We start from the raw sequence: 11790 nt of genomic DNA, 5'->3' as shown, positions 1-11790 counted from the left end.
TTGATATCTTCGGTAGCCAGGGCAGTATTCGGACGTGTTTTGCTCGCCAGCTTCACGGCATACTCTACCACGTTATCTGTCACCGGGATATTTCTGATCAGTTTTTGAAAATACTGGATCTGTTTGGCATCTATGATCTTTTTAAGCTTTACATCAGTATTGCTGGTTGTACTTTTTACTATCGTCAGCTCTTCTGCAAAAGAAGGGTAGTCCAGGTGTATGTTGAACATAAAACGGTCCAGCTGTGCTTCCGGAAGCGGGTATGTGCCTTCCTGTTCAATAGGATTTTGTGTAGCCAGTACAAAGAAGGGATTTGGCAGTACATGCCGCTGACCAGCCGCTGTAACCGCTTTTTCCTGCATGGCTTCCAGTAAAGCCGCCTGCGTTTTCGGAGGTGTTCTGTTGATCTCGTCTGCCAGAACTATGTTTGAAAATACAGGGCCGTGAATGAATTTGAAATTCCTGTCTTCACCCAGGATCTCCGCACCGATGATATCGCTTGGCATCAGATCGGGTGTAAACTGGATCCTGTTGAACTGCAGGTCCATTACATCAGCCACGGTTTGCACCAGCAATGTTTTGGCAAGTCCGGGAACACCAACCAAAAGGCAATGACCGTTACTAAATATAGAGATCAGAACTGATTTTACGACCTCTTCCTGTCCGATAACGATCTTGCCGATTTCTGATTTGATATTGTTATAGGCCAGATGAAGGGCGTCTACCGCTTTAATGTCATTTTCAAACTGCATATATTATTATTTTTTAGCAGTCATATTTTTAGTCCAGATCTGTAACTCAGCGCAACTGCTGTACTCATCGTCAATCCTGATGTAGGTATCTTCTCTTCTTTTCTCAAACCAGTCACTTAATATTCTGTTGGTCTTTTCCTGCTGTGCCTGCTCCTTAAATTTGGCGTAATCCTGTTCCAGGCTACCTTTATGAGGAGGGATCTTTGATTTCAGATACAAGATTTTATAACCCTCTTTTCCGTCGGGTTCAGTAAAAGCCACTGGTTTTGAAATTTCTCCAACTTTCATGGTATCTACAACAAGGAATACTTTGGGGTCCAGTTTGTCCGCAGGAATGAATGTTGTCCTCGCAGTTTGCTGATCAGCATACAACAGCATACCTCCGTTGTATTGCGAATCTTTATTGTCTGAATACAAAGATGCCCCGGTTGAAAAAGGAAGTTTCTTGTCAGCAATGCTTTTATAAATGGTATCTGCATGAAGTTTAGCCCGCTCCATACTTTGAGGAGTTGTTTGCGGACGAATAAGGATGTGGCGGGCCTGAACCTGTTCCCCGCGGCGCTCGATGACCTGAAGGATGTGGTATCCGTGCTCTGTCTCAAATACCGGGGACATTTCACCTGGTTTTAATTTGAAAGCCCATGCCGTAAATTCCTTCACCATCTGCTTACGGTCAAAGAATCCAAGGTCACCCCCGTCCGGAGCAGAACCCGTATCTTCTGAATAAGTTTTGGCTAAGAACGCAAAATCCTCGCCGCTTTTCACCCTCAGTCTCAAAGCATCAATTTTATCATAGGTCTTCTGCTTTTCTGCCTTTGTCAGTTTAGGATGCAGTACAATTTCACCAATCTCAAACTCAGTAGGAATATCAGGAAGGCTGTCTTTTTTGTACCCGTCAAAATAGCGTTTTACTTCTAATGGGGTAACGATGACCTCCTGTGTGATCTTTTGCTGCATTTTGTTGGAGATCAGCTGCTCTTTGATGTCAGGTCTGATCTCATCCTTATACTGGAGCACTGAGCGGTTTAAAAACTGCTCCAGTCTTTCCTGGCCGCCGGCTTTTTGGATCTGGTAGCGCATACGCTTGTCCACTTCCTCGTCAACCATGGATTCATCTACTTCTATCGAGTCAATTTCCGCCTGCTGCTTTAACAGTTTTTGTGTCAGGATCTGCTGGAGGATATAGCATTTTATAGCCGGATTGTCCGGGTTTCCTGAATTTAAGTATTGTGCGTACTGCTGGTTCAGATCTGAAAGTAAAATAATGTTGCTTCCTAAAACTGCAATAACCTTGTCTATATTTTTCTTTTGTGCCTGCGTGCCGGTAAACAAACAAATCAATCCGCATGCTATTATTAAAAATTTCCTCATTCTATGGTTGTTCAATTGTATTCTCTTTTGCAAATTTAATATTATATATTTTATCGGCGGTAATTTAATGCTTCGCCAGTTTTTTTAGCTCATCCGGGTGGATCTTTACGGTATACCGTTTCCGCAATGCCGCGATCCACTGGTTTTCCAGGCTTTGCTGATAATCTGTAATGACCTGTCCCTTTATCTCTTCAAAAGAGCCTTGCGGATAATCATTTTTGTGCCCGTCATAAAAAGCACGGAGCTCAGTTTCTCCGTTTTGTGCCTTTTCCCAGATCTTTTGCTCTGTAAGGTTGAACATCAGAACCGCATCCCTGTACTCGTTTGCCATAAAAGTATATTCAGGCTTAGATTTAGAAACTCTTTTTTGCGTGTTCAAAGACAGTTCATAATCCTTTACCTCTGCCAGGTAAGCCGTATCTTTATCCAGACCCAATTCTTTAGCATCCAGAACCTTGAGTTTAAAGTCAATATAAAGGTTCAGATAAGTTTCCAAATCGCTATAAGACGCACCGGCATTGCCTGCATGGTTCTTTTTATAAAACCACATAAACTCTCTGCTGCTCAGGGGCTTTCCATTTACTATAGCTACATTCTGCGCAAATATGGCACTTGTAACAAAAGACAGTATAATGACGCAGTAAACTTTTCTCAAAAGAAATTGTGGTGTAAATTTTAAGGCATAAAAGTAATAAATAAAGGCACTATAATGAGATATTTAACTAATTTTAACAGAAAAAAGATTTCCAATAAAATTATCATTAATGCTGAGCCAACTTACAACAGACGAACAGGCCCTACGCTTATTTTTCACGGACGATATTTACCTGGTTACTGAACCTGAAGTACAGCAAAACAGAGAAGTGCAAGAGGAAACGATGGGGGAAGTACCAAAAGAGGTAAAAACAGCCGCACCCGCTTTTAAATTTCTTGGAAATAACAAACGCAACATACTGATCCTGGTCAACGATCAGGAAAACGATGTAAGCGACGAGAAAGGCAGGGAGCTGCTCAGGAAAATTGTAAAGTCAGTGAACCTTACTGCCAATGATTTTGCCCTGATGAATTATGCACATTACACTGATGCTAGCTTCGCACAGCTTCAGGATCATTTTTCAAGCGTTATTGTCTTTGCGTTCGGCGTGTCCCCGCGGCACCTCAGCTTAAGTGACCATCCTGAAAATACCGTGGTCACAGAAGGAGAAGTAAAACTGATCTTTTCGGCAGAGCTCCGTAAACTGGAAGAAGATCAGAACGGCAAGAAAGTATTGTGGGGAAGCCTGAAACAACTGGGAATATGATAAAGGAGCTGGTCTTTGCCACCAACAATAAATACAAAGCCGAAGAAATACAATCCATTCTTGGCAGTCAGTATAAAATCCTGACCCTTACCGATATTGGCTGCACGGTAGACATTCCCGAAACAGGAAATTCTTTTGAGGAGAACGCGATCCTTAAAAGCAGCTACGTGACTGAACATTATCAGCAGGATTGCTTCGCAGACGACAGCGGACTGGAGATCGAAGCACTGAACAATGAACCAGGCATATACTCAGCCCGTTACTCGGGAATCAAAGACGATCGGATTAACCTGGAACTGGTGCTTCAGAGAATGGAAGGAGTCACCAATAGAAAGGCCCGTTTTAAAACAGTGATCTCCCTGATGAAAAATGGGAAGAACACCCTGTTTGAAGGGGTGATAGAGGGGACAATCCGGCAAGTTCCGGCTGGCGATCAGGGCTTTGGCTATGATCCTGTATTTGAGCCTTTTGGTTATAATGTGACTTTTGCCCAAATGAGCATGACAGAAAAGAACAGGATCAGTCACAGGGCAATAGCCATGCAGAAACTTATTGCTTTTTTAAAGGGACAGGCAGATCCTTCTTAATTGCAGAATCGGCTTTCTTAATAACCGGGCTTAATTTTTTACTCAAAGAATCTACTTTTGCAGGCACTGAGCCTGGTTTTACAGGTAATGCCGGAACCTTTTTCTGCAGAGAATCGATTTTTCCGGAAAGGTCCGGAATGGAATCAGGAAGTGCCACCTCTTTTTTGAGCGAATCCGGCACCAGGGTTTTGGCTTTATTCATTATGGTTTCAATCGCCTTGCCATTCTTCACCGTTATTTTTTTCACCGCTGACTTTTCCTTAGTGCTGCCTGGTTTAGCTTTTGCCTTACCCGTGATCACCTCCTTTTTTGAAAGCGGCCGGAATTCCGGTCTCCAGATAAATCCGGTCAGCATTTTTTCTTCGGTTAATTCTTTGACAGGGATTCTTACCCCTTCCGGATCTTTTATGGTCAGCAGATCGGTGATCTCTTTATTTTTGAACAGGATTTTTATCCTGGCGCTGACGGTCTGGCTCATGTCTGTATATACGCTGTCCTTATCACGGGTATAATAAATGCTTTCCGCATTTCCGTCTACAAACATATTGCTCATTTCCCCGTCTTTAAAGAAGGCCGTGATCAGTTTTCCCTTGACCTGGTTGAATTTCGCGGAGTCCGCATTTACATTAACCATAAAGCCATTTTCCAGTACCTGCAGGGTATTGAGTTTGTTATTTTTCAGACGGACGTAGATCGTGTCGCCGGTTTGCTGAGAGCCTTGCGACCACAAGATCGGGCTGCCATACCAGCGCAAGGTGGAGTCCGCCGCAGTATAAAAAAGCGAATCGGCGACAGCCTGCATGTTTGATTTAAAAACACGCACGTGGTGATAGGCCTTGATCGATCTTGTCTTGACCGTATCCAAAGGATTTGGCGGTACCGTATCCTTCAGCACGCCTTTTTTTAGCAGGGCAGAATCTGTTTTTTTCAACACAACAGCTCCCTTTTTCAATAAAGTATCTGCTGTTTTTTTAACAACAGGATTCTTTTTCAGTAAGCTGTCCGTTTTATGGACATTGCCCGGCCTGACAGCTTTCAGCAAATCTTTGGCCCCCTTTGCATTTGCTAAAGAATCAGCCTTTTTGAGCAATGTAGTATCTTTTGCAAGGCTTTTGATCAGGCTGTCTGCCCCGGGTATTTTGAGCAAACTGTCTTTGGACAGGCTGTCTGTTAAAGGGGCAATCTTTGTACTGTCTGTGAGTTTACCCTTTAATGCAGCCTTTCTCTCCTTCCTGGATAGTTTTTTCTTAGGCGGGGCAGGGGGCGGAGCTTTTGCTGTCAGCTTATTCCTTGCCGAAGCAGGGCCCTTCTTTGCGCCCGCAGTTTTCGGGTCCGGCTTTTCCTCCTCACCCAGTTCATTGTCTTTTTTTAATACCGGAAATTCAATAAGTTTCAGTGTTTTCCGGAGTACCATCTGAGTCTCCAGCGTATCGGCGCCCATCCAGATACTATCCGGCACCAGTTTTTTGTTTACTGTGACCGAGTCCTTTGTCCCCATCCCCACATAGGCATTTTTAGTCACCAGGGCCCGCTCATCGATCTTATAATAATAACCAAGCTGACCATACAAGACCGTTTTGTCCGCTGTATCCTTAAAAATAATATTCCGCACCGCTTTTCCGTATCCCGCTTTTCCGTCATAATACAAACTATCGCCCTTTAATGACTTTGAGGCATTTGTATAAAGGTTCTTTTTTCCAAAATAAGCGTATTCCGTTTTGGTGTTGTATGCGCCGTTTTCCGTATAGAGGTTGTCACCCTTGCCCTTGATATTGGTAGGGCCGTAAAAGTAAGACCAGTTGGTCAGGGTATTGTACCGCATCGTATCAGAAGTGATCCGGGATTCAGGGGTCACCACCACCACATTGTACCTGAAATAGGCATCACGGCTGTTGGAAAAATAATAGCCGTTCTTGCTGGTCAGTGTTACATCCTTATTGACAATTTTACCGCCTTCAACATAGGTGCCCACCTTGCTGCCCATATTGTAATCCAGGATATTGGTGGTCAGTACCGATTCCTTGTCAATCATGCGCACATTACTGGTCAGGTGTGCGATCTTGGTATTTCCGTCATAGACCAGGTGGTCAGAATAAATATTTATCGTGTCGCCCTGTACAATGTGCACGTTATTGAAAGCTTCAAAGGTATTTTTTTCCTGGTACAATACTGCGCTGTCGCAGGTCATGACTGCATTAAGGTGCCGGAATATGGGGTTCTTAAAATAAGAAGCTTTTTCCCCGGCATTGCTGCTCCCTTTATCGGCATGCTGCAGGATAATTTTGGTTCTCTGCTGGGCCAGCAGAGAGAGCGGCAACATAAATAAGATAAAGAAAAGGCGTATTTTCTGCACTTTACAAAGTTAGTTGTTATTTTTGAAAGATGTTAGCCCTCCAATATTTTAAAGATCACATCAGCAGCAACGCGCTTTTTTCTGAAGGACATAAAGTCCTGCTGGCTGTGAGCGGAGGGAAAGATTCAGTGCTGATGGCCCACCTTTTTAAACTCGCGGGATATCATTTTGGTATAGCCCATTGCAATTTTGGTCTGCGCGCAGACGAATCCCAAAGAGATGAAAGCTTTGTCAGAATACTGGCCGCAACCCTTGATGTCCCTTTTCATGTAACGCATTTTAAAACAAAAGATTATGCGGCCGCCAACAAAGTGTCTACGCAAATGGCTGCCAGGACATTGCGGTACGACTGGTTTGAAGAAGTCCGCCTCAGCCATGAATATGAAGTGATCGCGCTGGCGCAGCACCTGGATGACGTTATGGAAACTGTACTGCTGAACCTGACCAGGGGAACAGGTATCGCAGGGCTGCACGGCATCCTGCCAAAAAGAGGTAAACTGATCAGGCCCATGCTGTTTTTAACACGCGCAGAAATAGACCGGCTCATCGAAAATAACCACCTGGACTATGTGGAAGACAGCTCCAACCTGTCCGACGATTACGCCCGTAACAAGATCAGGCACCATGTGGTGCCGCAGCTGAGAGAGATCAACCCCAGTCTCGGGCAGACCTTTCAGCAAAACGTCCGGCGGTTTGCCGAGACCGAAATGGTGCTCCAAAATGCTGTTGCTGTGCTTAGAGAACAGATTCTGCTACCAGGAAATCACAACTGGCACCTTTCTATAGCCAAAATAAAAGCGTTGCATCCACAGCAATTGTTGCTGTTTGAGCTGCTTAAGCCCTTTGATTTTTCCGAAGCTGTAGCAGCAGAGGTGCTGCAGTCCATCGACAAGCAGAGCGGAACGACCTTTTACAGCAGCACGCACCGTCTGGTCATCGACCGCAAGGACCTGATCATAGATCTTTTAACAGATCATGCCGGTCAGCCCGTAGTTTTTATTCATCAGCACGACCATTTCATCGAGCTGCCCTGTCACCAAATCTTTATTTCCTCATCAGCGCTTCCTTTTTTTGAGAATGCCAGTAACAAAGCATTCGTCGATGCCGTCAAACTGATCTATCCGTTACTGATCAGGACCTGGCAGCCGGGAGATAAATTTAGCCCGATGGGAATGAAGACTTTTAAAAAACTAAGTGATTTTTTTATTGATGAAAAGATTCCCCTTAGCGAAAAGGAGCATGTTCCCCTGCTGATTAACGGCAACGGAGAAGTGATCTGGGTATGCGGATTAAGGCAGGACAACCGTTATAAAGTAACCGCATCCACAAAAAAGACCGTTATTTTCGAACTCAGGCCTGTTGATTACCTGAATAAACAAGAATAAATGCTTCAGTTTTTAGCAGACCATAAAAAACCAGTAACTTTATACTAAAATTAAACAAATGGGAAACCGCTACGCTTTTCTTGAAAAACAATACATCGGACGCGATTATATCCGTATCTGCATCAGATTGGTTATGGCAGCATTCTGTTTTGCGGCCTATGTTTATGAGCGTGACCGCGACAATACCCAGGACCTGTTCATTGTGGTCGGTTTTGGCATCATCGGTGTTTCTATTGCTTTACTTTTTCTTATCCAGTATAAAACCATCATCAATGATAAAAAAATCATCATTGACGGGCTGTGGACAACCAAAAAAGTAGTCATAGACCTGAACACGATCTCAGCAGTAAGAAAAGACACCTACAGCAATTATTTTTTCAACAACCCGGTTTATAACCTCCACCGCAAAGGCAGCATCCGGTTTTATTCCTCCGGCAAAGATGTAGTGGTGCTTACAGACCACGACGGCTTCGAATATTATATCGGTACCCAGAGACCCAATGAAATGTACCTGGTCATCCAGGCAGAAATGAAGTCCCGGTAACATCCCTGTTTGAATTTAAATAATTGCAATTGTTTAACACAAAGCTCAGTTTAAGTGCAGTACTTTGTATCGTAAAAATACATTAATGAAAATAGGTATTGTTTGTTACCCGACCTTTGGAGGTAGTGGTGTAGTTGCTACGGAATTAGGTAAAGCGCTCGCCGATGAAGGCCATCAGGTTCATTTCATCACATACAGTCAGCCTGCCAGGTTAGACTTTTTCTCCGCCAACTTATTTTATCACGAGGTTTCCGTCAGGGACTATCCTTTGTTTGATTACGCCCCATACGAATCGGCACTGGCCAGCAAGCTGGTCGATGTAGTGCGGTTTGAAAAGCTGGATATCCTGCATGTTCACTATGCCATTCCGCATGCCTCGGCAGCATTTATGGCCAAGCAGATCCTGGAAACCTATGGCATCAATATTCCGTTTGTGACCACCCTGCACGGTACCGACATCACCCTTGTAGGCAAAGACCCGACCTATAAACCGGTAGTGACCTTTTCCATCAACAAGTCTGACGGCGTGACCACAGTGTCCCAAAGCTTAAAGGACGATACAGAAAAACACTTTGACATCAAGACCGAAATCAAGGTCATTCCAAATTTTATAGATTTTACCAGGTTCAGTCTGAAGCCAAAAGACCACTTTAAAAAAGCCATTGCCCCAAACAACGAACGCATCCTGATCCACACCTCAAACTTCAGGAAAGTAAAAAATACAGCTGACGTGATCCGGATGTTCCAAAAGATCCAGGAAGTTATCCCTTCCAAACTTTTGATGGTCGGCGACGGACCGGAAAGGGCCTCTGATGAACAGTTGTGCCGCAGTTTAGGCATTTGCGATCATGTCCGTTTCCTTGGCAAGCAGGATGCGATAGAAGAGATCCTTTCGGTTTCTGATCTTTTCCTGATGCCTTCAGAATCGGAAAGCTTTGGTCTTGCAGCACTGGAAGCTATGGCCTGCAAAGTACCGGCGATTACTTCCAACGCCGGCGGTTTACCGGAATTGAATATCGATGGTTTTTGCGGCTATATGAGCAATGTCGGTGATGTGGATGATATGGCAGCAAAAGCGATCAGCATCCTAAGCGATGATGCCGTATTGAAACAGTTTAAAGAAAATGCGCTGATCAGGGCAAAGGACTTTGACCTGAAAAAGATCCTGCCGCTATATGTCGATTACTACAATAAAGTGATCGAAGAGCAGCTGAAGCTGCATGAGGCCTAGTTTTATTTAACCGGAGCAAACACCAGACAAACCGGTGCGCCCACATTGATTCTTTTTCCGGTATCCTTCAGCGCACCACTGACCAGGTCACGTTCAAAGACCACCACGGCATCGCTTCCCTGATTGGCTACCAGCAGAAATTTGCCGCTGGGATCAATGACGAAATTTCTTGGACCTTTTCCCAGTGTGCTAACCTGGCCGGTTTTATTCAATATGCCTCCTTTTTCAACAGCGAATATCGTGATCTTATTTTCGCTTCCTCTGTTGCTGGCATACAAGAACTTCCCGTCAGGCGAAAGGTGTATGTCTGCGGCTCCGTTCTCACCGGTAAAACCATCCTCAGTAATTTTGGTTTCCTGGATAATCTTCAGCCGGCCACCGCCATAGCTAAAAGCCGTCACGCCCCCATCCATTTCATGGAGCAGGTAGGCATATTTTCCGTCTTTGCTAAAAGTAATGTGCCTCGGGCCTGCCCCTGGTGTTATGGCTACGCTGTCATTGGGTACCAGAACATCCCTGGAAAGCCCGGCATTGTATTTATAGATGTATACTTTATCTGTCCCAAGGTCGTTCAGCAATGCATATTTACGGTCAGGACTAAAAGCCGCCATGTGTACATGCGGAGCATTTTGCCTGCTCGTATTTACACTTTTGCCGCTGTGCTGTACCAGTTGTTTCAACGCCCCAAGAGAACCATCCTTTTGGATCCCGAAGACAGAAGCACTCCCGCCCGAATAATTGGCAGAGATCACATGCTTTTCATCAGCAATGATGTAGCAGGGGTCAGCGCCCTGAGTTGGCTGTGTGTTCAGAAATTTAAGCACGCCATTGACCCCGTCAAATGAAAAAGCGCTTACCGCACTTTTTTCACCCGATTCATTGACGCTGTAAACAAACCTGTTGTTGTCGCTTACTGTCAGGTAACTGGGGTTTTCCATGCCTTTGGCTATACTTTTTGCCTGAGCATCACCAGTTTGTGTGTTAAAGGTATAGACATAGATCCCCTCACTTTTTCCGCCATTGGTATACGTACCAATTAACAGGTTGTAATTACTTTGTTGTGCACAGCTCTGTAAAGCCAGCAGTAAAACAGGTGCAAGAAGGAATCTTTTCATATCTAATTATTTTATCAAATGCTTGATCTGTATCAGCTCATGTTCTTCCAGAAAGCGCCATCTTCCGCGCGGAAGATCCTTTTTAGTCAGGTTGCCGTACACCACACGGTCCAGCTTCACCACCTCATAGCCCAGGTGCTCAAATATCCTGCGCACAATTCTGTTCTTGCCGCTATGGATCTGGATCCCCACCTCACGTTTTGAACCGCCGGTCACATAAGATACCGAATCCGGTTTAATGATGCCGTCTTCCAGCTCCAGTCCAAACTGGATCTTGTTCAGGTCTCCCTGGCTCAGACTTTTGCTCAGTTCTACATGGTATATTTTGGTAATGCCATTTTTTGGATGCGAGAGCTTGTCTGCAAGATCACCGTCATTGGTCATCAAAAGGAGACCGGTAGTATTGCGGTCAAGGCGGCCAACCGGATAAATGCGTTCGCGGCTCGCTTTTTCCACCAGTTGCATCACCGTTTTGCGTTCCTGCGGATCATCAGTGGTCGTAATGTAATCCTTTGGTTTGTTCAGGATCACATAAATTTTCTTTTCACGTTTCAGCAATTCACCGTTATACCTGATCTCGTCCTTGAACGGATCAACTTTCTGGCCGAGTTCTGAAACCACAACGCCGTTTACCGACACCACCCCTGCGGCAATCAGCTCATCGGCTTTACGCCTTGAACAGATGCCGGAGTTTGAAATGTAACGGTTCAGACGGATCAGTCCGTCATCCTCTTTTACCGGGGCATTTTTCCTGGCGCGCATAGTAGGTGCTTTTTCAGGACCGTTCCAGGTATTGTTGCGTTCCTGGCGACTGCCCTTTGCTCCGTGTTCGCCACTTTCTCCACGCTCAGAACGCTCTGGCCGTCCTTCCCAAGGCTTAAAGCCCTGTTTGGCCTGCTCATCATCTCTTTTTCTGAATGGTCTGCTGTCTGTAGTCCTTGAAGCAGAACCTTTTTTATCATCGAATTTCCTGAAAGGCTGATCACCTCCGGAACTGAAATTGTCTTTCTTTATATAACTGCGGGTTTTTTCACCCGGAGGGGTTTCTCTGGAGCTTCCCTCTTTAAAAGCCCCCGCTCCTGAACTCCTGGGTTTGAAGCCTCCATCTGAACTCCTTGCGCCCCTTGGTTTAAAATCGCCCTCGGTTCTGG

Annotated in this window: 11 protein-coding genes; 5 read left to right on the top strand and 6 right to left on the bottom strand. The window is 44.9% G+C overall.

Features of this window, described 5'->3' with window-relative positions:
• From VK541_RS13790 to VK541_RS13780, 3 genes are all read right to left on the bottom strand, one after another.
• On the bottom strand, positions 1-752 hold a 752-nt coding region (locus VK541_RS13790), incomplete at its 3' end, for an AAA family ATPase (protein ID WP_324370912.1).
• 6 nt (positions 753-758) lie between these two features.
• The gene (locus tag VK541_RS13785; protein WP_324370911.1) at positions 759-2123 is read right to left on the bottom strand and encodes a peptidylprolyl isomerase; all 1365 of its coding nucleotides are present in this window, start codon (positions 2121-2123) and stop codon (positions 759-761) included.
• A gap of 64 nt (positions 2124-2187) precedes the next feature.
• Positions 2188-2778, bottom strand: a complete 591-nt coding sequence (locus VK541_RS13780; protein WP_324370910.1) for a hypothetical protein — start codon at positions 2776-2778, stop codon at positions 2188-2190.
• A 109-nt stretch (positions 2779-2887) separates the two neighbouring features.
• Between VK541_RS13780 and VK541_RS13775 the strand changes: the two genes are divergently transcribed.
• Complete coding sequence (locus VK541_RS13775) at positions 2888-3424, top strand: hypothetical protein (protein WP_324370909.1); 537 nt, start codon at positions 2888-2890, stop codon at positions 3422-3424.
• A complete protein-coding gene (gene rdgB / locus VK541_RS13770) occupies positions 3424-4011 on the top strand; it encodes an RdgB/HAM1 family non-canonical purine NTP pyrophosphatase (protein WP_324370913.1) in 588 nt (195 codons plus the stop codon). Before VK541_RS13775 ends, rdgB begins: the two co-directional genes overlap by 1 nt.
• On the opposite strand, the gene VK541_RS13765 is transcribed toward rdgB, so the two are convergent.
• Positions 3974-6331, bottom strand: coding sequence for an OstA-like protein (locus VK541_RS13765; RefSeq protein ID WP_324370908.1), 2358 nt, complete (start codon positions 6329-6331; stop codon positions 3974-3976). The genes rdgB and VK541_RS13765 overlap by 38 nt on opposite strands.
• 62 nt (positions 6332-6393) lie before the next feature.
• On the opposite strand from VK541_RS13765, the gene tilS reads away from it, so the two are divergent.
• The 3 genes from tilS to bshA all read left to right on the top strand — a co-directional run bounded on the left by tilS (position 6394) and on the right by bshA (position 9524).
• Positions 6394-7749 carry a tRNA lysidine(34) synthetase TilS gene (tilS, locus tag VK541_RS13760; RefSeq protein ID WP_324370907.1) on the top strand — a complete coding sequence of 452 codons (1356 nt, stop codon included), beginning with the start codon at positions 6394-6396 and terminating at the stop codon, positions 7747-7749.
• Between the two features lie 58 nt (positions 7750-7807).
• Positions 7808-8293 carry a hypothetical protein gene (locus tag VK541_RS13755; RefSeq protein ID WP_324370906.1) on the top strand — a complete coding sequence of 162 codons (486 nt, stop codon included), beginning with the start codon at positions 7808-7810 and terminating at the stop codon, positions 8291-8293.
• An 85-nt stretch (positions 8294-8378) separates the two neighbouring features.
• The gene (bshA, locus tag VK541_RS13750) at positions 8379-9524 is read left to right on the top strand and encodes an N-acetyl-alpha-D-glucosaminyl L-malate synthase BshA (RefSeq protein WP_324370905.1); all 1146 of its coding nucleotides are present in this window, start codon (positions 8379-8381) and stop codon (positions 9522-9524) included.
• Positions 9525-9526: 2 nt separating this feature from the next.
• On the opposite strand, the gene VK541_RS13745 is transcribed toward bshA, so the two are convergent.
• Positions 9527-10639 carry a lactonase family protein gene (locus VK541_RS13745; protein WP_324370904.1) on the bottom strand — a complete coding sequence of 371 codons (1113 nt, stop codon included), beginning with the start codon at positions 10637-10639 and terminating at the stop codon, positions 9527-9529.
• A gap of 6 nt (positions 10640-10645) precedes the next feature.
• On the bottom strand, positions 10646-11790 hold a 1145-nt coding region (locus tag VK541_RS13740; RefSeq protein ID WP_324370903.1), incomplete at its 5' end, for a pseudouridine synthase.

Source organism: Pedobacter sp. (assembly GCF_035317785.1).
Lineage (GTDB): Bacteria > Bacteroidota > Bacteroidia > Sphingobacteriales > Sphingobacteriaceae > Pedobacter.
This window is presented reverse-complemented; position numbering and strand designations above follow the sequence as displayed.